The organism is Falsihalocynthiibacter sp. SS001, assembly GCF_042445055.1.
GTDB lineage: Bacteria > Pseudomonadota > Alphaproteobacteria > Rhodobacterales > Rhodobacteraceae > Falsihalocynthiibacter.
Window position 1 is genome coordinate 2041158 of sequence record NZ_CP170339.1, and the last position, 26902, is coordinate 2068059.

At 55.6% G+C, this 26902-nt stretch carries 32 protein-coding genes; 4 read left to right on the top strand and 28 right to left on the bottom strand.

What is annotated here, in order from left to right; all coding sequences use genetic code 11:
* Entirely contained in the window at positions 1-1287 is a 1287-nt protein-coding gene (locus ACFE33_RS09820) for a pyruvate dehydrogenase complex dihydrolipoamide acetyltransferase (RefSeq protein ID WP_380052802.1), read from the top strand.
* Between the two features lie 49 nt (positions 1288-1336).
* On the opposite strand, the gene cysE is transcribed toward ACFE33_RS09820, so the two are convergent.
* The 26 genes from cysE to ACFE33_RS09950 all read right to left on the bottom strand — a co-directional run bounded on the left by cysE (position 1337) and on the right by ACFE33_RS09950 (position 23234).
* Positions 1337-2140: a serine O-acetyltransferase gene (gene cysE, locus ACFE33_RS09825; protein ID WP_380052804.1), complete on the bottom strand. Its 804-nt coding sequence runs from the start codon at positions 2138-2140 to the stop codon at positions 1337-1339.
* 79 nt (positions 2141-2219) lie between these two features.
* Positions 2220-2510 (bottom strand): hypothetical protein, encoded by a 291-nt coding sequence (locus tag ACFE33_RS09830; protein WP_380052806.1) that lies wholly within the window; start codon positions 2508-2510, stop codon positions 2220-2222.
* A gap of 20 nt (positions 2511-2530) precedes the next feature.
* Positions 2531-3244 (bottom strand): DUF2793 domain-containing protein, encoded by a 714-nt coding sequence (locus tag ACFE33_RS09835; RefSeq protein ID WP_380052808.1) that lies wholly within the window; start codon positions 3242-3244, stop codon positions 2531-2533.
* Complete coding sequence (locus tag ACFE33_RS09840) at positions 3237-7160, bottom strand: glycoside hydrolase/phage tail family protein (RefSeq protein ID WP_380052810.1); 3924 nt, start codon at positions 7158-7160, stop codon at positions 3237-3239. The genes ACFE33_RS09835 and ACFE33_RS09840 overlap by 8 nt, the downstream gene beginning before the upstream one ends.
* On the bottom strand, positions 7160-7600 hold the full coding sequence (locus tag ACFE33_RS09845; RefSeq protein ID WP_380052812.1) for an NlpC/P60 family protein: 441 nt from the start codon (positions 7598-7600) through the stop codon (positions 7160-7162). Before ACFE33_RS09845 ends, ACFE33_RS09840 begins: the two co-directional genes overlap by 1 nt.
* Positions 7600-8511, bottom strand: a complete 912-nt coding sequence (locus ACFE33_RS09850) for a DUF2163 domain-containing protein (RefSeq protein ID WP_380052814.1) — start codon at positions 8509-8511, stop codon at positions 7600-7602. Before ACFE33_RS09850 ends, ACFE33_RS09845 begins: the two co-directional genes overlap by 1 nt.
* Entirely contained in the window at positions 8511-9143 is a 633-nt protein-coding gene (locus ACFE33_RS09855) for a TIGR02217 family protein (protein WP_380052816.1), read from the bottom strand. Before ACFE33_RS09855 ends, ACFE33_RS09850 begins: the two co-directional genes overlap by 1 nt.
* Before the next feature lie 12 nt (positions 9144-9155).
* Positions 9156-9821, bottom strand: coding sequence for a phage tail tape measure protein (locus tag ACFE33_RS09860; protein ID WP_380052818.1), 666 nt, complete (start codon positions 9819-9821; stop codon positions 9156-9158).
* A 23-nt stretch (positions 9822-9844) separates the two neighbouring features.
* Positions 9845-10045, bottom strand: coding sequence for a rcc01693 family protein (locus ACFE33_RS09865; RefSeq protein WP_380052820.1), 201 nt, complete (start codon positions 10043-10045; stop codon positions 9845-9847).
* The gene (locus tag ACFE33_RS09870) at positions 10045-10380 is read right to left on the bottom strand and encodes a gene transfer agent family protein (protein WP_380052822.1); all 336 of its coding nucleotides are present in this window, start codon (positions 10378-10380) and stop codon (positions 10045-10047) included. Before ACFE33_RS09870 ends, ACFE33_RS09865 begins: the two co-directional genes overlap by 1 nt.
* The gene (locus tag ACFE33_RS09875; RefSeq protein WP_380052824.1) at positions 10380-10793 is read right to left on the bottom strand and encodes a phage major tail protein, TP901-1 family; all 414 of its coding nucleotides are present in this window, start codon (positions 10791-10793) and stop codon (positions 10380-10382) included. Before ACFE33_RS09875 ends, ACFE33_RS09870 begins: the two co-directional genes overlap by 1 nt.
* Before the next feature lie 22 nt (positions 10794-10815).
* The gene (locus ACFE33_RS09880) at positions 10816-11226 is read right to left on the bottom strand and encodes a DUF3168 domain-containing protein (RefSeq protein ID WP_380052826.1); all 411 of its coding nucleotides are present in this window, start codon (positions 11224-11226) and stop codon (positions 10816-10818) included.
* Positions 11223-11561: a phage head closure protein gene (locus ACFE33_RS09885; protein WP_380052828.1), complete on the bottom strand. Its 339-nt coding sequence runs from the start codon at positions 11559-11561 to the stop codon at positions 11223-11225. The genes ACFE33_RS09880 and ACFE33_RS09885 overlap by 4 nt, the downstream gene beginning before the upstream one ends.
* Complete coding sequence (locus ACFE33_RS09890; RefSeq protein WP_380052830.1) at positions 11558-12157, bottom strand: head-tail connector protein; 600 nt, start codon at positions 12155-12157, stop codon at positions 11558-11560. Before ACFE33_RS09890 ends, ACFE33_RS09885 begins: the two co-directional genes overlap by 4 nt.
* Positions 12158-12336: 179 nt before the next feature.
* Positions 12337-13539, bottom strand: coding sequence for a phage major capsid protein (locus tag ACFE33_RS09895; RefSeq protein WP_380052832.1), 1203 nt, complete (start codon positions 13537-13539; stop codon positions 12337-12339).
* A 36-nt stretch (positions 13540-13575) separates the two neighbouring features.
* The gene (locus ACFE33_RS09900) at positions 13576-14136 is read right to left on the bottom strand and encodes an HK97 family phage prohead protease (RefSeq protein WP_380058700.1); all 561 of its coding nucleotides are present in this window, start codon (positions 14134-14136) and stop codon (positions 13576-13578) included.
* A gap of 18 nt (positions 14137-14154) precedes the next feature.
* Positions 14155-14403, bottom strand: coding sequence for a hypothetical protein (locus tag ACFE33_RS09905; RefSeq protein WP_380052834.1), 249 nt, complete (start codon positions 14401-14403; stop codon positions 14155-14157).
* A complete protein-coding gene (locus ACFE33_RS09910) occupies positions 14400-15584 on the bottom strand; it encodes a phage portal protein (RefSeq protein ID WP_380052836.1) in 1185 nt (394 codons plus the stop codon). The genes ACFE33_RS09905 and ACFE33_RS09910 overlap by 4 nt, the downstream gene beginning before the upstream one ends.
* Positions 15585-15714: 130 nt before the next feature.
* Entirely contained in the window at positions 15715-17058 is a 1344-nt protein-coding gene (locus ACFE33_RS09915; protein WP_380052838.1) for a DNA-packaging protein, read from the bottom strand.
* Positions 16994-17335 carry a hypothetical protein gene (locus tag ACFE33_RS09920; protein ID WP_380052840.1) on the bottom strand — a complete coding sequence of 114 codons (342 nt, stop codon included), beginning with the start codon at positions 17333-17335 and terminating at the stop codon, positions 16994-16996. The genes ACFE33_RS09915 and ACFE33_RS09920 overlap by 65 nt, the downstream gene beginning before the upstream one ends.
* Positions 17336-17616: 281 nt before the next feature.
* The gene (gene mltG, locus ACFE33_RS09925) at positions 17617-18771 is read right to left on the bottom strand and encodes an endolytic transglycosylase MltG (protein ID WP_380052842.1); all 1155 of its coding nucleotides are present in this window, start codon (positions 18769-18771) and stop codon (positions 17617-17619) included.
* Positions 18771-20033 carry a beta-ketoacyl-ACP synthase II gene (gene fabF, locus ACFE33_RS09930; protein WP_380052844.1) on the bottom strand — a complete coding sequence of 421 codons (1263 nt, stop codon included), beginning with the start codon at positions 20031-20033 and terminating at the stop codon, positions 18771-18773. Before fabF ends, mltG begins: the two co-directional genes overlap by 1 nt.
* A 183-nt stretch (positions 20034-20216) precedes the next feature.
* A complete protein-coding gene (locus ACFE33_RS09935) occupies positions 20217-20450 on the bottom strand; it encodes an acyl carrier protein (RefSeq protein ID WP_380052846.1) in 234 nt (77 codons plus the stop codon).
* Positions 20451-20775: 325 nt separating this feature from the next.
* The gene (gene fabG, locus ACFE33_RS09940) at positions 20776-21513 is read right to left on the bottom strand and encodes a 3-oxoacyl-[acyl-carrier-protein] reductase (RefSeq protein ID WP_380052848.1); all 738 of its coding nucleotides are present in this window, start codon (positions 21511-21513) and stop codon (positions 20776-20778) included.
* Between the two features lie 9 nt (positions 21514-21522).
* Positions 21523-22461, bottom strand: a complete 939-nt coding sequence (gene fabD, locus ACFE33_RS09945) for an ACP S-malonyltransferase (protein ID WP_380052850.1) — start codon at positions 22459-22461, stop codon at positions 21523-21525.
* Positions 22462-22577: 116 nt separating this feature from the next.
* Entirely contained in the window at positions 22578-23234 is a 657-nt protein-coding gene (locus ACFE33_RS09950) for a hypothetical protein (RefSeq protein ID WP_380052851.1), read from the bottom strand.
* A 257-nt stretch (positions 23235-23491) separates the two neighbouring features.
* Here ACFE33_RS09950 and rpsF point away from each other — a divergent pair, with 257 nt between their 5' ends.
* From rpsF to rplI, 3 genes are read left to right on the top strand one after another with little or no spacing between them, the layout of a single operon-like run.
* Complete coding sequence (gene rpsF / locus ACFE33_RS09955) at positions 23492-23848, top strand: 30S ribosomal protein S6 (protein WP_380052853.1); 357 nt, start codon at positions 23492-23494, stop codon at positions 23846-23848.
* A gap of 14 nt (positions 23849-23862) precedes the next feature.
* A complete protein-coding gene (rpsR, locus tag ACFE33_RS09960; RefSeq protein ID WP_025061827.1) occupies positions 23863-24090 on the top strand; it encodes a 30S ribosomal protein S18 in 228 nt (75 codons plus the stop codon).
* Positions 24091-24102: 12 nt separating this feature from the next.
* Positions 24103-24726: a 50S ribosomal protein L9 gene (gene rplI / locus ACFE33_RS09965; protein ID WP_380052856.1), complete on the top strand. Its 624-nt coding sequence runs from the start codon at positions 24103-24105 to the stop codon at positions 24724-24726.
* Between the two features lie 67 nt (positions 24727-24793).
* Here rplI and ACFE33_RS09970 read toward each other — a convergent pair whose 3' ends face one another.
* Both ACFE33_RS09970 and tig read right to left on the bottom strand, forming a co-directional pair.
* Positions 24794-25165: a hypothetical protein gene (locus ACFE33_RS09970; RefSeq protein WP_380052858.1), complete on the bottom strand. Its 372-nt coding sequence runs from the start codon at positions 25163-25165 to the stop codon at positions 24794-24796.
* Positions 25166-25317: 152 nt separating this feature from the next.
* Positions 25318-26649, bottom strand: coding sequence for a trigger factor (gene tig, locus ACFE33_RS09975; protein WP_380052860.1), 1332 nt, complete (start codon positions 26647-26649; stop codon positions 25318-25320).
* Positions 26650-26902: the final 253 nt, after the last annotated feature.

The window sequence follows — 26902 nt, forward strand, 5'->3', positions numbered from 1 at the left end:
ATGCCAATTGAAATTCTCATGCCCGCGCTTTCCCCAACGATGGAAGAAGGCACGCTCGCAAAATGGCTCGTCAAAGAGGGCGACACTGTAAGCTCTGGTGACCTGATCGCCGAAATCGAAACCGACAAAGCTACGATGGAATTTGAAGCTGTCGAAGAAGGCGTTGTCGGAAAAATCCTCATCGAAGAAGGCACCGAAGGCGTTGCAGTAAACTCGCCTATCGCTGTTCTTCTTGAGGAAGGCGAAAGCGCTGATGACATCGGTTCTACTGCGTCAAAACCCAAAGAAGCAGCGGCCCCCAAAGAAGAGAAATCCGCAGAGGCCTCTCCTGCCGCTGCCGAGAAACCTGCGCCCGCAGCACCCGAGAGTGCATCTGGCGAGCGTATCTTTGCTTCTCCTCTTGCGCGGCGCATTGCTGCGGATAAGGGCTTGGACCTGACAGAAATCAAAGGTTCCGGTCCCAAGGGCCGCATCGTAAAAGCAGACGTCGAAAACGCGCAAGCTGCACCAAAAGCAGAAGCGAAAGCGGAGGCTCCTGCCAAAGCTGCGGCACCAGCCGTAGACGCCAGCGCAGTTGCCAAAATGTACGAAGGCCGCGAATTCGAAGAGGTCAAACTCGACGGAATGCGCAAAACAATCGCGGCGCGCCTCTCTGAGGCCAAGCAAACCGTACCGCATTTCTATCTGCGCCGTGACATCAAGCTCGATGCCCTGCTCAAGTTCCGCAGCCAACTGAACAAGCAGCTCGAAGCGCGTGGCGTCAAACTCTCGGTGAACGACTTTATCATCAAAGCCGTCGCTAATGCGCTACAACAGGTGCCAGAGGCCAACGCTGTTTGGGCGGGCGACAAGGTGCTTCAAATGAGGGCGTCTGACGTCGCGGTTGCCGTTGCGATTGAAGGTGGTCTGTTTACGCCTGTGCTTCAGGACTCGGATATGAAGTCGCTTTCTGCGCTCTCTTCCGAAATGAAAGACCTCGCTGCGCGCGCCCGTGATCGCAAACTTGCACCACATGAATACCAAGGTGGCTCTTTTGCAATCTCGAACCTCGGGATGTTTGGTATCGACAACTTTGATGCCATCGTAAACCCACCGCACGCAGGTATCCTAGCGGTCGGTGCGGGCAAGAAACAACCCGTTGTTGGCGATGACGGTGAGTTGACAGTTGCGATGATTATGTCGGTCACCATGTCTGTGGATCACCGCGTTATCGACGGTGCGGTCGGTGCAAATCTACTGAATGCGATTGTGGGCAATCTAGAAAACCCAGTCGCAATGCTTGCCTAAGACAAACAAAAAACGCCAGAGTTAAAGCTCTGGCGTTTTTCTTTTGTGATTACTTCTCAAGAACTTGGTTCATGGAAAGGGCTGGCTGATCACATCCGGCCTCTCCCACAACGCGCGCGGGAACACCAGCGACTGTCTTGCAAGGCGGAACCTCCTGAAGCACGACTGACCCAGCCGCGATCCTGCTACAATGACCCACTTTGATATTCCCAAGGATCTTGGCCCCCGCGCCGATCAGAACACCGTCGCCGATCTTGGGGTGACGATCTCCGCTTTCTTTGCCCGTCCCGCCAAGGGTTACGGACTGCAAGATCGAAACATTATCGCCAACGACCGCTGTGCCACCGATAACGATAGAGTGCGCGTGATCCATCATGATTCCCTTACCGACTCGTGCGGCGGGGTGGATATCAATGCCGAACACCTCGGAAATCCGCATCTGGAAGAAGAATGCCATATCATGACGCTCCTGCCGCCAGAGCCAGTGCCCCACACGATAGGCCTGCATGGCCTGAAAACCCTTGAAGTACAAAATCGGCTGGATATAGCGGTTGCACGCTGGGTCACGATCATTGACCGCCACCAGATCGGCACGTGCAGCTTCGACAAGGGATGGATCGTCGTCATATGCTTCATCCGCAATTTCACGCAGAATCTGCTCGGACATTTCGGGCGACGCAAGCTTGAGCGAGAGCCGATATGCCAGCGCCCGCTGCAATGAGGGATGATGCAGAAGTGACCCATGCAGCATTCCCCCCATCAGGGGCTCTTCGCGCACGGCCTCTTCTGCTTCACGGCAAATCCGCGACCAAACTGGATCGAGCTCGCTAATCTTTTTCTGAGTATTTGCCATATCGCGCCCTTTCGATTTGCACCCATTGTACAATAGATAGGCACTAAGCAACAATCGCAAAGACGTGAACCCAACTATCTCAAATCTTGATATGCCCTCCCCGCGCCCGTTGTGCAATCCGCCACTCCAATAGCCGTTCAAAGATCATGGCTAGAATCGCACAATATTCGAGATGGTCGAGAAACGGTTCGCGCGCAATGGGATGGGTGCGCGCCACCGCCATAAGGCTTCCATTGCCCCAGCGCGGATGCGCACGCCCCGTCACTTTGCGATATTTATCTGCGGCCTCGGCCTGCATAAGCATCTCGTCAAAGGCACCTGCTCGCGCCTCTTCGGGTAACTTCAATAGTGCACAAGCAGCAGAAGACATATCCCCGTGCAGGACCCTCCTCATGAAATATTCGGGATCGTCAAATGGAAATAGTGCACAGCCAATCGTACTGAACCACCGCTAAAACTCCCGCCATTCGCCGTCAATAAAAGCTCGGTAGGCGCGTATTCTGTGCTTGGATAAGACAGAGTTCCGCGCACATAGGACTCTGACGCAAGCCCCAATCCGCTTCCAAATTGCGTCGGCGCGCCTGCTTTGCCAAGGCTCCAGTCGGTTAACGACCCCGTAATGGATTCAATCACCCGCCCCGTTACACCAAACACCATCGCATAGGGTGGAATCGCTGGGATTGTGGTGTCTGTGCTGCCTGCGCTAATCGTGTGGTCGAACTCAAACACCGAAAACCCAGACGCAGCGCCATTTGCACTTTGCGAGACAACGCCGCCAACCCAATCCATCCCGTTAAACCGAACGGCTTGTGATTGATCAGCGATCCATCCTTGCCAGCCGACCTGCGGCGTAACAAAGACCCAGCCACCATTCGACTGAATTGCCACCTTCCCTTCGTGGCCAGCCCACGCGTTCACCGCTCCGATCGGCACGGCATAACAAGTTCCCTCTTCCGCCGCGAGCGGCGGCGTAACCGTATTCACCGATTCCAGAACCAGTTGCGTAAGCCCATCCAGCCGCACAAGGCTTTCGTTCACCGTAACATGCTTCTGCGCTTGGCTTGGCTGCACCAAAGGAAGCCCGAGATTTGCTGTATTAGTCATTGATATCAATCCTTCTGAAAGGGCCAGCGCCGAAACGCTGCGAAACTTGTGCTACTTCGATTGCATAGGGAGCGCTCACCGCATCTTGAGCGATTTGCGTGGCGGAATAGGTGTACTGTGGCTCTGAAGTTATGACCTCTCGCAAGACAGAACCGCCCCGCATAACCCGTACAACATACCGCTCGCTTTCCTCGTTCAGCGGCACGTCAAAGCCGTCCCAACTGTCGCCGTCATACCGCGTACGCCTGATCCACGAGAGTTCGATATCGCCGTCCATCTCCTGCGCCCGCAAATGCACCGGAGCATAAGGACGCAGACCAACGCCCTGAAATGCCTGCGCTTTATGAACATAACTCGGATCATCATACGGGCGCTTTGAGGGGCCGATCCGAAAATGACGCACCAATCCACGCGACGCACTCGTGAGGTCGATTTGCTCCGGATTGCCATCAAGCATCACTACATAGCTTCCAGATGGCCACTCTGCTGGCATCGTACCGTCTGTCCCAAGCTGGCCGCGAAGCCGCAAACTCAGTTCGTAAACGCCCTTTTCAACAAGGCTTGCCTCGGCGAATTGGAACACCTCCCAGACATCGTTCTCTGGATCCCCAATCGCCGCAAGGTTCTTGCCGCTCAAAAGGCCCTCCCAAGAAGTCGAAGACAAATCACCGCCATAAATCTGAACGCGCAGCCCATCGCCACGATCAGGCACACCCGACAGCGCCGCTCGAAGCGCGTTCTGGGTTTTGCCAATAATCGACGACCGACCAACAAGAGTATTCAGCGCATACCCTGCGTCCTCTGATGCGCCATATACCGCCAGCGACCCAGGCCAAGGCCTTGCCGTCACGGCCACATAAGGCGCGTGCGCAACCTCATCTCCGGTCAATAGCGGCAGGTCCATGAACAGCGGGAACACGGGCACAGGCGCTGTAAACTCACGCACTCCGACGGATTCCTCTGTTGCATCACTCGGCGTATAAATCTCATGCTCCACCCGAACGGCATCCATAAGCTGAGCACCGCTTTGCTCTACGTTATCAATGCGGTACAGGGTTTCACCGCCCTCATCATTCGCGAATTTCAGCACGTCTCCGGCACCGATTTTCATATCGGACATCGGCATTGCAACCCGCACGGTATCGCGCGCAACGCGGCTTTCTGCCAGCCAACGCTCGACAATCGCGCGCGCCTCGGCCTGCGTCAGCGCCAGCGGAATCTCGGACTGAGATACCGTGAAACTTGCCTCATCCGGATGGATCGCTTCTGTCGCACGAACTTCGAAAGCGCCGTCATTCTCAACATACGTCAGGCGAATTCGACCCGCGACTTCGGCGCTTGGCGCGCGACTTGATTGTATCAACGCCTCTTGATCGGGCAGCATCGCAAGCTTTTCCGTATCAACGGTCATATCCGCAAGCCCAGACCGGGATTTGAAGACAAGCGTTCCATCGCGCTCAATCGCTTCAAACCCATACGCAAGCATTAGAGGTTGCAACGCCGCCCGCGCGCCAGCGATATCCGCAACCTGATAACCGCGCACATATCCAAACAACGCCGATGTATCATAGTCCACCACGCCCGAGCGTTCGCATATCTCTCCAACCACCGACGAAAGCGAACGCGCGCCAGTTCGTCCGTTTATCCAATGACCACGGCCATAGTTTTCGCCATCGCTCCAAATCCCGCGTGCGTTGGGGAAATACGGGTACGGCCGCGCATCCCACGCCCAAACATGCGTGCGCTTCATATCGATCATCTGCACGCCGGTTTCATCACTAACGGGGTTATTTTCAGACGAATTCCAATAGGAATACATCGCCCGCAGGTACTGCATCTGAATCAGATCGTCGCGCGTTCCATCTGAATGGTTCGGCAGGCTACTCTCGCTTGATTTCACATCAACGAACTTGTTTGGCTGGTTCGTCGCCTTGTCCACCGCCGCACAACCGATCTCGGTAAACCAAATCGGCTTGCTCGCGGGCTGCCACGCTGTTGGTTGAGCCTGCCGGACTCCACCTAAGCGGTTGTGGTGTGGGTTTGACCACCAGTTTCGAATATCCTTGTACCGCCACACCCAAGGCTCGTCATGCGCACCATCGGAAATCGAAGTGCGTATCTGTGCGGCACGGGCCTCGCGCGAGTGATAGTACCAATCATACCCCTCTCCTCCTTCGATGTTGGATTTCAGGTAATCGAGATTATAGATACTGCCCCAATCGGCATCCAAATGATCCTGCCCATCGCGCCAATCCGAAAGCGGCATATAGTTATCGATTCCGATGAAATCGATGTCGTCGCTCGCCCAAAGTGGATCAAGATGAAACAGCAAATCTCCAGAACCGTCCTGCGGATGATACCCGAAATATTCGCTCCAATCCGCCGCGTAGCCGATCTTGGTAACAGGCCCAAGAATGCTCCGCACTTCGGCAGCGAGCGAAATCAGTTGCTCAACCGCAGGAAAACTCCCTCCCGCGCCTCGAATTTGCGTTAAGCCCCGCATCTCCGACCCGACACAAAATCCGGATACACCGCCAGCCACGGCACATAAATGCGCGTAATGCAGGATAAAGCGTCGATACCCCCAATCATCTGCGCCCGTATAAACGACACCGGTTGCAGACTGCTGAAAATCAGACGCCATCGCGTCACCAAAGAACTGCGCAACCTCTGCTTCTGCAGCGGCAGTCTTGTCAGGACTTCCACTCTTTGTTGGAGCAACCGATGTTGTAATCCGTCCACGCCACGGCAAAGCGGGTTGCTCCGAGTTCGGCGCATATGGGTTAGGAAGGCCATTCCCCGCGATCTGATCCATCAAGATAAATGGATAAAAAACAACAGATTGCCCCGCTTCGTTAATATCCCCAATCGCCTCAATCACCGATTGATCCGTAGGCGTTCCACCATAAATCGTGCGATCATCAACCTTGGCAATCTCATCGGCTTGGGCACGCACCACCCCCGAGACTTTCCACGGCATACCAACGCCGTCGACCTCTCTCTGTTCAACCTTGGGCTTTAGCTGGCAAGCATTTGAGCGCAGATCATCGCCAAACCAACTCACCACCATAGACACCGATTTGCACAACGGTAACTCATCGCGCATGGCTTCCATTGAGGTCACAAAATCCGTGCGTCCCGATGGCGAATTTACATTCACAGAAACGTTCTGCCCTAACCCGTGCTCAAAGTGCACAGGGGTCGTCGCCAATGAATACTCTCCCGTTCCCGGAATGAGCGCGACACCTTCGATCGCGTTCACAGGATCATCTACTGCGTTCACCGCACCCTCTTGCGCAGGTCGCACAACTTCAAAAGTGAACTGTGGAAATCGATTGCCGAAACCCGCAAGCGGGAGATCCTCAAACACGACATATGCGATTCCGCGATAGGCAGGCACATTTCCAGCGCCCTCAACCGCCTCCATTTTCGGGTCAGGCATTTGGTCTGCATGCCCCTTATAGACACGCATATTGAGGCTCTCGGTCGATTGTTCCACACCGTCCGCCCAAACGCGCCCTATGCGTGTAATCTCGCCCTCACAGACCGCGACCGCCGCGCTCACCGTATAGGAATAGCTGGTCACCGACGGCCCTTTAGGCGCGCCCTTGCCGCCGCTGCGTGTGGTGGTTTTGTCTTCTTTGAAGCGGCTAGACCAAATCACCTGCCCTGGAACGCGCATCCGCCCATAGACCTGAGTGATCGGCGTACCCTCGCTAGCCCCCATAATCCTGAAACGATCCACGCGGCCGGTTTCCACCGCTTGCGACCCAGCCCCCATCAGGCGCTGATCAATGGCACGTCCAAGCGTCGCACCGACCGCGCGGCCAATGATTGCAGATGAAATGCCAAGCACCGCTCCGCCAAAGGACGCACCTAAGCTATAGCCAACCGCCGAAAGTACAATCGTCGCCATTAGGACCCCTCCTCGGGAAATTCAAAACGCGCCACCAATCGGCGCTTCCACGGGTCACTGAGCGGGCTTTCAACCACTTCATGTCCCGAATATGCATGGATAAAGCTCGGCGCGTCGCCAACATTCCCCTGTATTCCGAGGTGCTTGGCAACAGCGCCAGAACGCATCCGAAACAGAATGACGTCACCCGTTTCTGCGCATTCCAGTGGTTTCTCACGCAGGGTTTCGCGCGCGGCGTACAAAAGCGCCTCGTCGCCCTGCGGCTCATTCCAATCAGCCGTGTACGCGGGCACGGGCATTGGCTCCGCCCCCAGTAATTCACGCCAAACACCCCGCAATAGCCCAAGGCAATCCGTCCCCGCCCCTTTGACCGAAGCCTGATGGCAATACGGCGTTCCAATCCACCCGCGTGCTGCGCCAGCAACCTCATCGCGCCGCATCAGTTCACGTCTCCAGTGTCTGAAAGACTGATCCGTTTTCCACCGTCATTCACGTCCTGACTAGATGGATAGCTAATGAGCCAATCCTCCCCTGGAATATCCGGAAATCCTTGATAGTTCAGAAAGTTAAGGAACTTTAGCTTACAAGTCTCTGCACGTTTATCGCACCCTGCTTCAAAGCGAACCCGATCCCCACGCTTCACCGGAAGCCGCAGCGCCTCCCAAAGCTCGATCATTCGCCCATCATCAGAAAGTCGGTCGTTCTTTATGAATCCGACAAGCCCTTTAGCCGCGCCGCTCAAAACCTCAAAGCGCCCGCGCTCGAACCAACGATCATCAAACCCGAGAAAATCGTCAAATTTCAAAACCCGCGCGTCCTCAACAACTTCAACTTCGCGCTCCTCAAAGTACCCGAGTGTCGTCATATCAAATCGACAGCTCGTATCCCCCAGCACAGCCGCGCACGGCTTTTGGTAACTCCGCCCCTGAGGTTGGTTGAGCACCTCCGTCAGTCCGCGCAATTCTGCCTGAAACGCGCCATCTGCGCGACTTAGCTCACCAATTGAACCGCGAAACTGCAAATGCCGCTCTTCAGGGTTGGCCCAGTTCACCAACCACGCCAGAACTTCTGCGCCATCATAACGACCTGCGGCGATATCCTCTTCGCGAATGGTCGCGCTGTTGAGTGCGCCTAGTGCCTCACTGTTATCCACCGCAAGGCCGGTCGTTTGTTGCAAAGCACGCGCGCTCAGACCCGTGTTCGCAAGGAACTCGATATCTTCAAATCTCAGGTCTTCGTCATGATCCGTAAACCCAAGCGTCACGCCATCCACGCGTTTCACCGCCCAACAACGGCTTACGCTCGTGACACCTGTCTTCAGATGCGCTTCAAATTCAGGTGAAATAGCCATCAAACACGCACCTCCACAATCGGTACATTCGGGACATCACCCGCTTGAAAACTCGCAACGGATGTATGGATGCGATCGGCATCAAATCGAACAGGTACGTCGAATTCAAACCCAGCCGTAATCGCAACTCCCTGCGCTGGTGGATGGGCAAAAGTGACTATGCCACTTGCGTAATCGACATCAAAATCAATGGTCTCCTGTAACGGATCACCCTGAATACCAACGCGAACCGTACCCTCCACGGGCTTCGATATCGGGCGCTGATAGGTGTGCGATCCCGATTCATATGTCTTGCTAAGTGACCTAGTTTTCGTCACCCCATCGCCATGCCCGATGATCTGATCTTCGAAATCGACCTCGGCAGAAGGGCGCGCGGATTTAAAGTCTGACCAGTCTTTCCAACGGAACCCATAGAGCTGCCCACGGCGCGCCTCAAAAAACGCAATAAGCACCTCGACGTCATCCAATGAACGCATCCCGACACCCGCGTCATAGCGCCGACGCGAATGTGCCCAAGGCGTATTTCGTTCCTCAAAACCGTTTGCAAGCGTCACGACGTCCGTTTTGCGCTCGGGACCGCCAACTGACCCGAAACTCAGGGTCGCAGGAAATCTAACCTCATGAAAATTCATCTTTATTCCTCCCTATGCGTTGCGCTGGCCGCGACCGATTGCACGGCTCAACTGCGCCGCGATCTGTCCCTGACTTCGCTGAAAACCCTGCACATCGGGCGTCGTAATATTCATCGTCACACTAATGGGCCGCCCGCCGCCCTGCGTGCGCACACCGAGGCTTCCGTCCGCGCCACGCGCCAAGGGCATGATCGCCTCAGGGCCCGCTTCCCCCATAAGGCCAAATCCGCCACGCATCGGGAAGTTAGTGGGGCCAGAAATCACACCGCCCTTGGCAAACGGCATAACCTTGCCCTGCGTGAACGCCCCGCCGCTTTCAAACGGCATGACACCTGACATGGCCCGATCAACCGTACTCGCCAAAATCCCGCCAAGCTGATTGGTCACAGGCTTCATCGCCGCAGCATAGGCCGTGTCGATCATCGACTGCGCCACCGTATTCAACGCATCCGAGAGCTTCATCCCGTCAAACACCAACCCGTCGAACGCACGCCGCAATCCGCGACCAATTCCTTTGGAAAGCGTATCGACTTCTGATCCTGTCGCACTCAGGGTTTCGCGCATCTTCACAAGTTCCGCATCGAATGCCGCCGCCATCACAACGGCACCGCTCATACTGCCCTCCAAGGCATCAACCTTGTCGTCAAACTGGCCAATGCCATCCACATCTCTGGTCATCACACACCCTTTTTTCTCGGTGGTTAGTCTGTTTTGTCGGGATAAAGCTGCGAGAGCGCCTCAAGACGATCGCGGTTCAGCGGCGCGGTTCTCTCGTCGCTGCCAAGCATCAACAACAACTCCGCGGGGGTTAACCGCCAGAACTCCTCTGGCCTAAGCCCAAGCCCCCGAAGCCCGGCCCGCATAAGTGCGGCCCAATCCATTCCGCCCGAACCCGCCGCCATTATGGCGCGCTCTCTTGGGGACGCTCAGGCACGGTAAACGCAACGGCGAGGAGTTGCGCGGCAACCTGCGCCGCCACAATCGGCCCACCCTTTATCTCCGCTCGCAAAAGGTCCTCCGCGACACCGGTCCACCCGCCACCACGCAACCCAGCTACGATTAGCTGAAGCACATCACGCGTTGCGTATTTCCCCGCCTCAAACCGCGCCACAAGATCAATCAACGTCCCCGTTTCTAGGTTCGCTTCCAGCTCCGCCAACGCTCCAAGCGTCAGCTTCAAAACGCGCTCTTCGCCATCCAGCGTCAACGCGACTTCGCCCGCCCACGGATTCGCCATCACAGCGCCGTGAACGCCAACGCACCCGCCGACGCCATCGACAACTCATACGTGGCCTCGCCATTGTGGCTGCCCGAATACTCGATCGAACTCACCTGAAAGGCACCTTCCACCACGCCAAAATCGGGAATAATCACCTGAAAATTGGGCGTCTCACCATCAAAGAAAATCTGGCGCGCACGCTCGTCCGTGCCTTCATCCTTAAAAATCCCTGAGCCGCTGATCGAAGCGGTTTTCACACCCGCCCCCGCCAACAGTTCACGCCACCCGCCTTGGCTCTCAAGGCTAGTGACATCAACGCTCTCTGCGTTGAAACTAATGCGTGTGGCACGCAGGCCCGCTATCGTTTCAAACAAGCCACCGCCTGTCATGTCGAGCTTGATAAGAAGGTCTTTGCCGTTTTGGGCTACCATGGCCAATTCTCCGTTTTTTGGATTAGTTGTCTTCCACGCGGGCGTGAAATCTCAGATCAATACGGCGGGTCCCGCCATCTCCTACGCGTCGCGCTGTGGCTCGTTCAAAGTTCAGGTAAATTAGCGTCCCGCGGCTCAGCAAAAGTTCCGCCTCCGCAACGCAATCCGATACCGCCGCCGCAACCTGCTTGGCAGTCTGAAAACCGGCCGCATCAGTCACGATACTGATCGTAAACATATGAAGTGCCCCACGCGCAGAACCATCGGACCTGTCCCGCACATCTTCGGGGCCTAAGCTCACATAAGTCGCGGGCAACGTCCCCGTCGGGGGATTGTCATAAATCGCCCCACCAACCAGCGCCGACAACGCATTATCTGCTGCTAGTTTCTGGTAAACCGCCGACTGCAACGCGGCCGAAACACCATAACTCATGACACCACCTCTTCTTGCGCAAGACAGATCAAATACCGTGCCGAACTATCGGCCTCTCGCACCGCTTGAATGCGGTAAACGCGCGCTCCATCCACAAATCGCTGATCGGGCTTTGGTCGACTTGCCGCACCAAACGGCGCTGCCCGAACGGTAATCTTTAGCGTCGTCGCCGATACTGTCAGGAAATTTCCCGCTTTCTCACGCGATGACCCCGCCTTGATCGCCGCCCAGAGTGTGCCCTGCGGCTCCCATGTCTCGACGTATCCGCCAGCGCCATCGGCAACACGCTTCGGCGCCTCTAGAATCAAGCGTTTATTCAGGTTGGGAACGCTCATGCCACGCGCCCCCCGAGGATACGAACGGTGCGGTATGGCTCAAGGAGTGCCGCCACCCCGAACGGCATATCCGCCCTATTCATCTCAGCTTCGGTGCGATGCTCGTAATAATGCGCAGCCAGCAATAACATCGCACGCCCAAGGTCCGCCGGAACAGCCTCCCAGCTCTCGCCAAAGCCCGCGCGAAACGCGACTTCTGCAAAACCTCCAAGCGGAATTGACGCAAGACAACCACCCGTGGCCAATATCTTGGGCCTATGCGTGTCGCGCTGAAGCACATAACGCGCGGGATCAATCAGCATCTCATCGCCCACACGATCCACCGTCCGCAGGCTCAGAATCTCGGAAACAGGTGCCACAGGCATTGCCTGCTCGCCCAAATTCCGCCACCGCGAGAGTTGCCAGCTAAACACCCGCTCAATAATAACCTTACCGGTGCGCGCCTCAATCGCCGCCATCGCAGAGCGAAGAGCCGCCTCTAAAACCGTGTCCTGATACCCGTCATCGGCAAACCCGGTTCCCAAACGCAAGTGATCCTTGAACGCCTGAAGGGGCAATGCCTCGGTCGGAACTGTTGTCTGCTCGATCGTCATCATGGAAAACTCCAAACTTCTGTTTCTGTCTGATTGTCGGGGGGCCACATCGGCCCCCCAATCCCCTCAAATGGGCGTGCACCGATCACATCGCTCGGACGGAGGGGAGCAGCTAGACGACGCAACTAAAGATGCACGCCCGCTTGCCCCTCCCAACCAAGGGAGGGACCATTCACCAAGACCTAAGTTTCGGAGAATTTCAGAAGCTTGATCGCCGCAAAGTCGCTCACATCGCCGCCAACACGTTTCGTCGCATAGAAAAGCACGTTCGGCTTGGCCGAGAACGGATCGCGCAACACACGAAGATCTGGGCGCTCTGCAATGGTGTAACCGTTCGAGAAATCACCAAACGCAATCGCATTCGCGCCGGACGCAATGTCGGGCATATCCTCGGCAATCATGACCGGATAGCCCATCAAACGCGCAGGTTCACCAGCCTGAAGCCCATCGCTCCAAAGGAAACGACCATCCGCATCCTTCATCTTGCGCACAGCACCTGCGGTCTTGGAGTTCATGACAAACGTCGCATTCGCGCGGTACTCGGCACCCAGTGCATAGACCAGATCAACAATCGCATCCGAAGCATTCACCGAGGCAAAATCCGCATCCTGCCCGCTGGCAACATACCCAAGGTTACCCCAAGACCAGGAAGAGTTCGGAACCACAGATTTCGTCAAGAAACCCGTGGGCTTATCAATGCCATCACCGTTGATAAAAGCCGCAGCCTCAGCACGTGCAAACTTGTCCGCAATGCGCCCCGCAAGCCAGCCCTCAATATCAAAAGCCGCATCATCCAACAGACGCTGAGAGGCCTTTGGCAACGCCGAAAGCTCATGCAGCGGAATTGCAATACGATCAAACGTCGGCGAAGTCGTCTCGGTAACGGCACCCACTTCGCTCGCCCAACCAGTGCCAACCTCTGTGTGGTCCACAATCACGTCATAGGACGTCGCCTCTACCTCAACGACCGTCGCAATAGAACGGATCGAAGCTGTGGCATAAAGCACGCCCTTGATCGTGTCGGACGTCTTTGGATCCACCAGATAGCCACCCTCCGCAGAGACCGCCGTATTCATCGACTTACCCGCAAGCTCAAGGCCGCGCAGCGCATCGTCGTCCCCCACGCGCAAATAGGCGTCAAATGCCTTCTGATGTGGCGCATCCGCATCGGCAGCCGCCGACAAAACAGGGCGTTGGGCAGTCATGTGTTTACGTTCCAGCATAGTAAGTCGCTCTTCCTGTGATTGAAGTTGGGATTTCGTTTCGTTCGTTAAGTTTCTGATATCGCTCACGAAGCCGGTCAGCGCGGTCTTTACCTCCGCGGCCGGCGACAGGCCGTCAGACACAGCTGTCCCGGCCCGAGCCCTTGTCTCGATTTTGCTCATTCAACAATCCTGTTTGAGAGAGGTTAGATCGCTGGCCTAGTTACCCGCAGCCAGCATATGGCGAGCATCCCGAAGCACTCCCGCCAAATCACGCATGAGATCAGCTTCCAGAGGATCATCCCCCTTCGCCCCAACACGCGCGTCTGGAAGCATAGGAAATGTCACAAGCGACACCTCCCACAATTCCAATTCCGTCAGGACCCTCTGGCCCTGTTTGTTCTTTGTCGCCTTCTTGGTACGATACCCGATAGAGAGGCCGTCAATTGCTCCGGCCTGAATAAGCGCCATCGCCTCACGCCCCTTCTCGACATCACTCAAGAGCCGCCCTTTTACATAAAGACCCTGCTCATCTTCACGCACCTCGTCCCAAATACCGATCGGCTGGGATGGATCATGCTGCCAGAGCATCTTAACGCTGCGCTTTTTCTTGCTCAGATGCGCAAGCGAACCCGCATATGCGCCCTTGGCGACAACATCTCCGCCCTGATCGCACTTACCAAACAGGCTCGCATAGCCCTCAATGATGGTGCCATCCGTCACCGTCACACCTTCGTCCAAGCGACAGAATTTACGCTCAAGACCTGTATCGCAAAGCATTGAATTCATGTTGTTTCCTTATGTTGGTGCAATATCCATCAGCGACGCAATCCCCTGCGCAAGGATCACCCCCACCACACCGTAAACCGCCAGCCACAGCCGCTTTTCCAAACGCTCAATCGCCTGTTCGATGCGGCCAAGTCGTTGCTCAAGGGCCTCGAACTGTAACTTAGTTACGCGCTCGTTCGCCTCAATTCGGGCGGCTGCCGCGTCAAACCCCTCATAGAGGTATCGCGACCCACCCCGCGTTGGCACATGCTCACTCATTCCGCTTCCGCCATCTTGGGAAGGCCAAGTATCGCGCGCTTCTCCGCATCCGTAAGGAACAGCGCCTCACTCACGCGGCGCCACTGTTGATCCCGCTCGGACGACAACGCCGACACCTGATCCAGATCAGGCTTAAGCTCCAATCGTTCACCGCCAAACTGGCCCAACCAATCCGCAATGCTCGCCGCCACCCGCGTCGCCAAGGGAACCACCGTTAAACGGTAAAACGCGCGGTTGGCCTCTTGATAATTCGCATATGTCGCGTCACCGGGAATACCGAGCAGCATTGGCGGAACCCCAAACGCAATCGAGATTTCACGCGCTGCGGCCTCTTTGGTCTTCTGGAATTCCATATCCGAAGGCGAAAACCCCATCGGTTTCCAATCCAATCCACCCTCAAGCAACATCGGCCGCCCCGCATTCGCCGCACCCTGATGATAGCTCGCCATTTCATCCTGAAGCCGCTCGTATTGCTCGTTCGTCATGCTCGCACCATCCGCGCCACGATACACAATCGCACCCGATGGACGCGCCGCATTATCGAGCAGCCCCTTACTCCAACGGCTGGCCGCATTATGCACGTCAATCGCACTCGCCGCTGCCTGAAGCGGACTAAGCCCGTAATGATCGTCCTGCGGGTGGAAACTCTTGATATGACAGATCGGGCTCACTTGCCCCACAATGTCAAACCGATGCTTGCGTCCACCAACGGCATATTCATATGCCACCGGCCAACCGTCCCCACCTGGTACAAGGCTCATGCGATCACTGCGAAGAACGTGCATCTCAAGCGGCAACCCCGTTTCGCCGACGACGGCCTCCAAGTACCCATTGCCCGTCAACAAAATCTGCCCGAACAAACTCTCAAGTAGCTCCGCACGCCCCTGCGCGCCATTCGGCGACGCCAATAGCGACAAGATCGGGTGTGTCTCATAACGGCACCCGCTGTCCTGCAAAACGAGCGGCAGCGCCGCCGCAGCTTCGGCAATCAACTTCACACTCCGAAAGCCAACGGGATTGTTCACAAAACCCGTCTTGGTAAGCGAAACAACATCCCGTGGGCTCCACGCTACACGGCCGCTCCCATGATACGCCACAACCTTCCCCGCCGCCGAGGCCTTGGTCGCCGTAGGGCCCGCTTGCGGGGCCGTATCGCTGCGTTTTAGAAAATCAAATACCATCCAAAGAGGCTCCTGTTTCTTCGCCAGCGGCACCCACAATCAGGTAACACATTGACTTATTTGAATAAGAAAGAACGCTTGCGCTTCCATTCCCGTTGAAAGCAGTTTCGCACAAATCCCTAAAGAACTCTTAAAGGGTGCGTACGCGGGGGCGTTGCGCCACCTTGTTTGGTGCAATCAGGAGGTCCGTAATCGCCCACACCAACGCGTCCACGCGATCCGGGCTTCCTTTGCCTTCATACCCCTGCTGGGTCATACGGCACATCTGATCCTCAAGCGCTGTGAACGCCCCAAGGTGTTGCACGCGTCCCTGCGCATAAAGCGCGGCTACGGGCTCTGCGCGCGCGGATTTACCCTTGCTGGCACGGACAGGCTTGTAACTCACCATCGGATCAAGCTGCCGAATAACCGACTCAACCAAATCGCCGCCCTGATTCACTTCCGCCACAAGGCAATCCGCTCCGTGTCGCTCCATCGCGTCCAGCGCCGCCTGCGCCCACTCATTCGGTGCCGCACCGCTCACGCTCGCATCTTCCAGAACCACAGCGTGCCAGTCCTTCGGCTCGCCATCGGTACACGCGCCCACTACGAGAATCCCGCATTCGTCCGACCCCTTGTGTCCCGTAACAGGCGGATCAACTGCAACAACGATCCGCGTCAAACCATCTGGCGCATCAACGCGCGCCTGATCCAACATCCCAAGCGTCCACATCGCGCCCTGCGTATCCTCCAACAAGACCCCGTCCAGCTCCTGCCGTCCAAGCCGCGTCCCCGCATAGCGCGTCCGCACTTCCTCAAGGAAACTCGCCGCCAGATAGGCCTTATTTGCCTCTGTCGGCGCTTGCGTAACGACCGTCGATTTATTGGCAAGGATAGCCTTAAGCACCGCAACATTGCGCGGTGTCGTCGTCACGCATTGCCGTGGCATCTCGCCCAATCTCAATCCGAACTGAAGCATATCCCACGCTTCCTCGGCACGCTTCCATTTCGCTAGCTCATCCACCCACGCCGCATCAAACTGCGGCCCCCGCAAGCTCTCCGGATCATGCGCCGAGAATATCTGCGCTGTGGCTCCATTCGGCCAAACCAGCCGCTTGCGCCCCGCCTGCCACTCGGGACGACGATCTGGCGGAGAACAGGCCAAAATCCCGCTCTCGCCAAAAACCATCACCTCGCGGACCTGATCAATCGTCTCGCCCACCAACGCCACACGCTTGGAGCGCCCCGGATCAAGCGGGCACGCCCCCTCAACCTCTGACCGCACCCATTCAGACCCCGCACGGGTTTTTCCCGCGCCACGGCCTCCCATAATGACCCACGTGCGCCAATCCCCTTCCGGCGGCAACTGATGCGGCAAGGCCCAAAACTCGAACAACCAAGGCAGCGCCAAGAGCGACTCCTCCCCTAGTTCATTCAGAAACTCCTCCTGAATTATGGGCGGCGCGCAAGCGAGCCAAGCGGCCCCCGATGTCACGTCGCGCTCGATCGAAGTCGAGTGCAAAGTCGTGGACGACTCCAGAACTCTGTTTGCGAAGTTTTTCAACACGCGCCCTTTCCTCAAATAATGTCTGCAAGGCCTTGGACAATTCTCGCGAAAGCCCCGTGGCCTCGCGGGCATTTACGTCCTCGCCTACTTCCAGTGTCTGAATGGCGCCCTCGACCGCGCCAATCAATCGCTTAACCTGCTTTTCAGCAATCAGAAGCAACTCTTCCGAAGTGCCGTTTTCCTCAATCGGTGTATCTAGTGTCATGTAGATTAACGCCCGCCTCTCATGCTTTGCCCGCACGAGAGAAACACAACAAGCCCGCCCATCCTCTGGATGATTGGAACACATCGCATTCCTTCTAGCTCGATGGAAAAATTGCCACAAAATGAACTAAAAATCAATGTTATCATAGTGTTGCACAGCAACACCCACCGAACGCACATCGCATTTTTGCGTTTAATTTCAACGTACCCACCAAAAATCAGACACAAAAAAAGGCACCCCGAAACGGGATGCCTCTTTCATTTCTGTGATGGGATCAGACCCTAATTATCGGTTCTTTCGGCCTCGATCTTGCGCCACTCCGCCACGTTTTCGTTGTGCTCACGAAGAGTCTCGGCAAATGCGTGCCCCCCTGTTCCATCTGCAACAAAGTAGAAGTACTTGGTACTGTCCGGATTCAACGCTGCCTCAATGGCCGCTTTACCGGGGTTCGCAATCGGCGTTGGCGGCAATCCCGCGTGGACATATGTGTTCCAAGGCGTATCACGGCGCAATTCACTCTGACGCAAACCACGTCCCAACGCACCCTTACCGCCCGTCACACCATAGACAACCGTCGGGTCTGTCTGAAGCATCATGCCTTCATTCAAGCGGTTCACGAACACGCTCGCCACCTGACGGCGCTCATCCGCAAGGCCGGTTTCCTTCTCGACAATAGATGCCAAAATCAACGCCTCTTCGACGCTTTCCAGTGGCAATCCTTCATCGCGATTGGCCCACGCTGCACCCAATACAGAGTTCTGGCGGCGCGTCATTTCCGCAAGCACATCAGCGCGCGCAGTCCCCGAAGTCACCTCATAGCTATCAGGCGCAAGCGTACCTTCCGCAGGTGTATCTTCGATCTCGCCTGTCAAGAAATCCGCAGCCTTGAGCGCCTCGGCAATCTGCCAGCTTGTTGCACCTTCCGCGAGCGCAATCCGATACCGCAGATCCGCGTCCTGACGTGCAGCATCAAAGCCTACAGGGACATCATCGACACCCGGCTCAAATGCGAACTTCTCCACAAAACGGTTGCTCTCGGGGTCAAGCTCACGCAGTTGAACTTCGTTGCGTAACACCCCGATACGATAGAGAATTTCCGAACCACAGGTCGAACGTCCATCTCCCGTAACAAGGTCCACAATCTCGCGCATGGACGTACCCGCCGGGATCAAAAAGCTCCCCGCTTTCAGGTCCTGCGCCTTTTCCGAATAGTTCACACCAACACTGAAAATATACCCGTTGGAAATCGCGCCCTGCTCATTCAAGCTCGTCGCAACCCTGCTCATATTCGATCCGGAATCAACCTTAAGACAGATCGCCGTTTCCAGCGGCCCCTCGGCGTCATACTCATTGGTTGCCCACATCGCCAAACCGCCCAAACAGAACAGTATCACGACCAGAAATGTCAGGGCACTCGAAGCAAAATTGCGCCACATCAGCTTGCCACCTTACCGAATACAACACTCGCATTTGTGCCGCCAAATCCAAACGAGTTGGACAGGGCAATGTTGATTTCGCGCTTCACCGCCTTAAGCGGCGCAAGGTCCAATCGTGGGGTCACATCGGGGTTCTCAAGGTTAAGCGTCGGCGGCGCCACCTGATCGCGGATTGCAAGGATACAGAATATCCCCTCAATCGCACCAGCAGCCCCAAGAAGGTGCCCAGTGGCCGATTTGGTCGAAGACATCGTCGCTTTGTCCGCAGCATCCCCCATCAAGCGCTCAACCGCGCCCAATTCAATGGTATCCGCCATTGTCGATGTTCCGTGCGCGTTGATGTAATCAATATCCGCAGGCGTAATACCCGCCCGCTTGATTGCCGCTTCCATTGAACGATACCCGCCATCACCATCGCTCGCAGGAGCCGTGATGTGATACGCATCTCCTGACAGTCCATAGCCCAGAACCTCGGCGTAGATCTTCGCACCGCGCGCCTTGGCGTGCTCGTATTCTTCAAGCACCACAACGCCTGCGCCCTCGCCCATCACGAATCCATCGCGATCTGCGTCATAGGGGCGGCTCGCCGCTTTTGGGTCATCCGCACGAGAGGTCGAAAGCGCCTTGCACGCGTTAAAACCAGCGATGCCGATTTCCGAAATCGGGCTTTCTGCACCACCCGCAATCATAACGTCTGCATCGTCCAGCATGATCAAACGTGCGGCATCGCCAATCGCGTGCGCGCCAGTCGAACAGGCCGTAACAACCGCGTGGTTTGGCCCTTTGAAGCCGAATTTGATACTTACCTGACCGGAGACAAGGTTAATCAACGCGCCGGGGATAAAGAACGGCGACACACGGCGCGGTCCTTTTTCGGCCAACAGAACGGCCGTATCCGCAATCGATGACAAGCCACCAATACCCGAACCGATCATCACACCTGTACGGCATTTGCTCTCTTCATCCTCGGGCATCCAGCCAGAGTCCTCAACAGCCTGCGTAGCAGCCGCCATACCATAGAGGATAAAGTCATCCACCTTACGGCGGTCCTTTGCATCCATATACTTATCAGGATTAAAGGTTCCGTTCGAACCATCCCCCAACGGGATTTCGCAGGCATATTTTGTCGCGACACGCTCGGGATCGAACCGCGTGATCGTTCCCGCGCCGGATTCTCCGGCAATCAGCCGATCCCACGTTTCATCAACCCCGTCGGCCAATGGCGTAACCATTCCAAGACCTGTGACAACCACTCGCCGCATAACGTTTCTCCGCGTTTTTATTGTGTTAGCCCTTGATATAATGTTTCACGACCTCTGGGCAAGCCTAGAGCGCACAGCACGCCGCCAACCTCGGAATCGTGCCTACTCCGCCGTAAAAACAATACCGCGCCATAAAAAAACGGCGCCCCGAGGAGCGCCGTTCCTTAAAATTCGTCTTAAAGCTTAAGAAGCTTCTTTGATGAACTTAGTCGCATCGCCGAAAGTCTGAATTGTTTCAGCAGCGTCGTCAGGAATTTCGATTCCGAATTCTTCTTCGAACGCCATGACCAATTCAACTGTATCAAGGCTGTCTGCGCCCAAATCGTCGATGAAGGAAGCGTTTTCAACAACTTTCTCTTCTTCTACACCAAGGTGCTCTACGACGATCTTTTTTACGCGGTCTGCGATGTCGCTCATGTTATTTCCTCATTCTACTGTCTGGGTGTTACCACCCGTTTCTTTCCTGCCCACAGTGGGCGACTTAAGCCCTGCTAACGCAGGAAATCCGGCAAACGTTCAATGCGCTGTCGGCTCTTTCTGCGCACCCTTTAGCACATCAATGCGACAAGGCAAACGCTTTCCAGAAGATAGGTGTTCAATCGTTGAAATCAAGTGAGTACCTGCCTCACCCTATCCAATCCCCGATACCTTACTCTTTCGTATATCGCGCGTCCATACTCTTTGAAATGCCCAGAAAGATATTCGCCGCCCGCGTTTCTGCGGGCGACAGAACTTCTCTGCCCTAGAGCATCGCCATCCCACCGTTCACGTGCAGGGTCGAGCCCGTCACATAACCAGCCTCAGGACTCGCCAAGTAAAGCACCGCAGCCGCGATCTCGGCGGGTGTGCCCATACGCGCGGCTGGGATTTGCACGTTGATCTTGTCTTTTTGATCATCGGTAAGCTTATCCGTCATCGCTGTTGCGATAAATCCGGGCGCAACAGCGTTCGCTGTAATGCCACGGCTCGCAACCTCATAGGCAATGGACTTGGTCATACCGACCATACCCGCCTTTGACGCGGCATAGTTCGCCTGCCCCGGATTTCCGGTTGCGCCAACAATGCTAGAGATATTGATGATCCGGCCCCAGCGCGACTTCATCATCGGACGCATAACACCCCGACAAAGGCGCATTGTAGATGTCAGGTTCACATCCAGAACCTGCTGCCATTCCTCATCGGACATCCGCATAAAGATCTGATCGCGCGTGATGCCAGCGTTATTCACAAGGATATCAACGCTGCCCATTGCCTCAATTGCGGCCTTAGGAAGGGCATCAACTGCCTCTGCATCCCCAAGGTTACACGGCAGGACATGAGTGCGGTCTCCGAGTTCTGCGGCCAACGCCTCAAGTGGCTCCACCCGCGTCCCCGAAAGGCCAACAGTCGCACCAGCCGCATGAAGCACCCGTGCAATCTCTCCGCCGATTCCGCCAGACGCGCCAGTGATCAGCGCGCATTTTCCAGTTAGATCAAACATTTGCATTCCTTACTTTGTGCTTTCAACGGCCGCAACGACCTCTTCGGGGGTGCCAACCGCACGACACTCAACGGATTTTTCGATGCGGCGGATCATTCCCGCCAGCGCCTTGCCCGCTCCGATTTCCCACGCTTCGCTCACACCCTGCGCCGACATATAGGCAACCGACTCACGCCAGCGCACCGATCCGGTGACCTGCTCAACGAGGAGTGCACGAATAACATTCGGATCATTCACGGCCTCTGCACGAACGTTCGCCACAACAGGCACCGCAGGCGCCACGATTTGCACATCCGCAAGGGCCTCTGCCATGGTTTGTGCTGCGGGTTCCATCAATGCACAATGAAACGGCGCACTCACAGGCAACAAAAGCGCCCGACGCGCACCGCGCTCTTTGGCAATCTCGATCGCGCGCTCAACGGCTTCCTTATGACCAGAAACCACAACCTGACCGGGATCGTTGTCATTCGCTGCTTGGCAAATCTGGCCTTGTGCCGCTTCTGCTGCAACTTCGCTGGCTGTTGCGAAATCCAACCCCAACAGGGCCGCCATCGCACCAACACCAACAGGAACAGCCTTCTGCATCGCCTCGCCGCGAATACGCAACAAACGTGCTGTATCGGCCAGCGTAAGCGCACCGGACGCCGCCAATGCCGAGTACTCGCCAAGGCTATGCCCCGCTACATAAGCCGCGTCCTTGATCGAAGCACCCTCAGCCTCCAGCGCACGCATCGCAGCGATGGATGTCGCCATCAATGCTGGCTGCGCGTTTTGTGTGAGCGTCAACTCTTCGATGTCGCCGTCCCAGATCAAACTGCTCAGCTTTTCGTTAAGCGCGTTGTCCACTTCGTCGAATACTGCCTTCGCAGCGGGATATGCCTCAGCAAGCGCCTTGCCCATACCGATTGTTTGGGCGCCCTGCCCGGGAAATACAAATGCGCGCGTCATACGGCCTCCGTTATTGTTTTCCCTCAAATACAGTGCTGCCCCTGTTTACGCAATGTCAGCTTCCCACAAAAAAGGCCCCGCAAATCTGCGAGGCCCAATTGGTTTTCTGATTTGGCTTACTCACCTGCGACGGCAAGCCCTTCCTCACGGGAAGCAGAACGCGTACGCACATGGCGACGCGGGGCAACCTTGGCGCCAGCTGTTTCCGACAGAATATCTTCTGCGAGAACATTGCGCAGCGCCTCCAAGCGCTCCTGTTTATCATGCACCAGATCAATGCTGTGCGTCTGTGTCGTATGGCGCAGCATCAAACTTGCATATCCGCTGCGGCTCTTCTTGGGGTCGCGTGCAAAAACAACGCTGCTGATGTCGCTGAAGTCATAACGACGCATGACGAAGAGCTGCGAACGTTTATTGCGAAGTACCTCGCGAACTTCGCGACGACCACGATCTACCTGCAACTCATATGTCGTCCCCAACGACGCAAACCAAAGCGCAAGAATACCCACCAGCATGAGTACCCCCGTAAAGGCAAGCTTGAAAATTGCCATATCTTCGCTCGTCGCCGACCCCGGCAGCACCCACATCCCAACGGCAAGACCAACACAGACAAGCGCCGTTCCCCCCGCCAACGCCTGTGCCAGCCGCGCCCCAAAGCCGACCTGCTCACGCATCCGCACGCCGTATCCCCATGGCGCCGTATAGATCGAAAACTTGTTGGACTTTGCATCCGCCTCGATCAATCGCGTGTTTTCTGACTGTTGATCCGTCATTTTGTATCCTATTGGTTCCTTACCCATGGGACATACTAATCTCAATGTGGGCGAAAGTGTGTCTGGAACTGGATAATACCGCGAAGGTTGTAGTAACCTGCCCCCTCCACACGCTCATGCTTCTGCCCTTGCATCCTACCCCGACCCTGTTATAACGCGGCCTTCTTCTGCAGCACTTTTAACAGCGCAGCCTCTCGTGATCGGATGCAGAAGTTCCCGCCGATCTTTGAAGTGCGCCATATATGAACGGAGATCGCATGCCTTTATACGAGCATGTCTTTATCGCGCGTCAGGACTTGTCCAACGCCCAGGCCGAAGGCCTCATCGAACATTTCAGCACCGTCCTCGCGGACAACGGCGGCAAAGTCGTTGATCACGAGTACTGGGGTGTGAAAACCATGGCATACAAAGTGAACAAGAACCGCAAAGGCCACTATGCCTTCTTGCGCTCTGATGCTCCCTCTTCTGCCGTCCAAGAAATGGAACGCCTGATGCGTCTGCACGATGACGTTATGCGCGTTTTGACCATCAAGGTCGACGAGCACGCCGAAGGTCCTTCGGTGCAAATGCAAAAACGTGAAGAGCGCAGCGACCGTCGTCGCGAGCGTGCATAAGAGAGGGCTAAACCATGGCTACTAAACCATTTTTCCGCCGTCGCAAAGTCTGCCCATTCTCTGGCGACAACGCACCCGCGATCGACTACAAAGACACACGTCTTCTGCAACGCTACATCTCTGAGCGTGGCAAAATCGTACCGTCCCGCATCACCGCCGTATCGGCAAAGAAACAGCGTGAACTGGCTCGTGCAATCAAACGCGCGCGCTTCCTCGCTCTGCTTCCCTACGCCGTTAAGTAAGGAGCGCACATCATGAAAGTTATCCTTCTTGAACGCGTCGCAAAACTCGGCCAAATGGGCGATGTTGTTGACGTAAAGCCCGGCTACGCACGCAACTTCCTGCTTCCACAAAGCAAAGCGCTTTCTGCTTCGGCTGCGAACATCGCATCCTTCGAAGCACGCAAAGCACAGCTCGAAGCAAACAACCTTGAAACCAAAGCAGAAGCAGAAGCTCTCGGCGCAAAACTCGACGGACAACAGTTCGTTGTGATTCGCTCCGCGTCCGACTCTGGTTCGCTCTACGGTTCCGTTACACCTCGTGACGCTGCCGAAGTTGCAACTGCTGAAGGTTTCACAGTGGACCGCAAGCAAGTTTCCGTTGTTGCACCGATCAAAGAACTCGGTCTGCACACAATGGAAGTGAAACTGCACCCTGAAGTTGTTGTTTCAATCGAACTGAACGTTGCACGTTCCACAGAAGAAGCAGAGCTTCAAGCTTCTGGTAAGTCCATCCAAGAGTTGGCCGCCGAAGCAGAAGCAGAAGCAGAATTCGAAATCGCTGAACTCTTCGACGATATCGGCTCTGCTGCTCTTGACGACATCGAAGAAGAAGTCGCTTCCGAAGAGCCTGCTGAAGAAGAAAAAGACGAAGCTTAATCAATCGCTTCTGAAATTTGAAAGGCCGCGCAGAGAAATCCGCGCGGCCTTTTCTATGCGCTCTACCCTACTCTGCCGCAGAATTTCGCAGAACGCTCCACGCGAACATCAACGCTGAAATCAGCACCAGAACCGATCCCAGCTTGGCATATACATCGCTGATTTCCAGATTAGCGAGCGCGATCCCCGGAACGAAAACGATCAGCGCGACGATGGACACCCAAAGATGTATCCGCGCAAGACGTGTTGCCCCCGCCATCGGCCAGAGCTTGTAATATGTTCCGAAAATCGTAAGCGCGACAAAGCCGAACAACATCAGATGCCCATGCGCCGGCGCGATCGCGAAATTCCCGCTCGCCGACATATAGATCCCCATTAGCATCCCTAAAATAATCAATAGCGATGCAGTGACAAAAAACGAATGTGCCGTAGTCTTCATAAATCCTCCATTGAAATGTAGGTCGATGACGGGCAGCGCAGAGCTATCCGCTAAGCGAATACTACACAAAATCAAGATTCTACGCAATTTTATGTCACAACGAAAAAGGGCCGCCAAACGGCAGCCCTAATCGCGTTAAACCTGTGACGGTTTTACATTTCTTCGAGAGCCTCAACAGCTTTTTCAAGATCTTCTTTGCTGATCTCTTTCTCGTCGACTTTGGCCAATTCGAACACGTAATCAACAACCTTGTCTTCGAACAACGGAGCGCGAAGCTGTTGTTGCATTTGCTGGTTTTGTTGAACGAATTCAAAGAACTGACGCTCTTGACCTGGGTACTGGCGCGCTTGGTTCATGATCGCTTGTGTCATCTCGGCGTCAGTAACTTCAACCTCTGCCTTCTGACCGATGTCAGCAAGCAACAGACCCAAACGTACGCGACGCTCAGCAAGTTTCTTGTGCTCGTCAGTTGTCTCGATCTCAGGGTGGTCGTGACCTTCAACTTCTGGGTTCTCTTCGTGCCATAGTTGGTGCGCGATTTGACCTGCTTCGGCTTCCAAGAGCGAAGGAGGAAGATCAAACGATACCAAACCGTCAAGCGCATCCAAAAGCGCGCGTTTTTGAACCGCACGAGCAGCGCCGGCATATTCAGCTTCAAGACGCTCGGCTACCTGACCTTTCAGCGCCTCGAGATCCTCGGCACCGAATTTCTTGGCCAGCTCGTCGTTCAGCTCTGCTTTTGCAGGAGCTTTAACGGCTTTCACAGTACAATCGAACACGGCTTCTTTGCCCGCAAGGTTCGCTGCTTGGTACTCTTCTGGGAAAGTTACAGTTACCGCAACTTCGTCACCAGCTTTGGCACCGATCAACTGGTCCTCAAAGCCCGGAATGAAGGAACCTGAGCCAAGAACGAGTGGGAAATCTTCAGCTGAACCGCCTTCGAACAACTCGCCGTCAACTTTACCTGCAAAGTCGATCACAACCTGATCGTCTTTTTTGGCTTTGCTGCCTTTTTTGCGGTCTTCGAAGTTCTGTGCTGTCTCGGCAAGGTTCTCAAGCGCTTCGTTGATCGCTGCGTCGTCTGCTTTCGCAACGAGCTTCTCGAGGCTCAGACCTTTGAGGTCAACTTCTGGGATTTCTGGAAGCGCTTCATAAGCAACGGTGATTTCAACGTCATCACCCTCTTTCCAGTCTTCGTTTGTCATTTTGATGTCTGGCTGAAGCGCAGGACGGTCACCGGACTCTTCGAAATGCTTACCAAGCGCACCGTCGATTGTCTCTTGGATAGCTTCGCCGATAACACGTTGGCCGAATTGCTTCTTGAGCAACGCCATTGGCACTTTACCTTTGCGGAAGCCTTTCATTTCGACTTCTGGCTGTGCTTCTTTGAGCTTATCGTTAACTTTAGAGTCCAGATCGGCTGCGGGAATAACAAGCGTGTATCCGCGCTTTAGGCCTTCGTTCAGGGTCTCAGTAACCTGCATGGGGGATCCTCATAGCAAAGAGGCCGCGCGGGCGCGGCAATGGATTAAATCTCGGCTCTTCTATGGCTCCCAGCGCCCCGATGCAAGGAGAAAGGCGGCATTTCCAGCGAGAGTTTGCCGGAATCCGAAACTAAGAGGTTTCACGCAGCAGATTCTGTTCTAAAACCTCGTTTTCCTCAGTTTTTCAGCAAAAACCCTGCTGGCGGGCGCACCACCAGCAGGGTCAGGTTTGTTTTTCGAATTTGCTAAAACC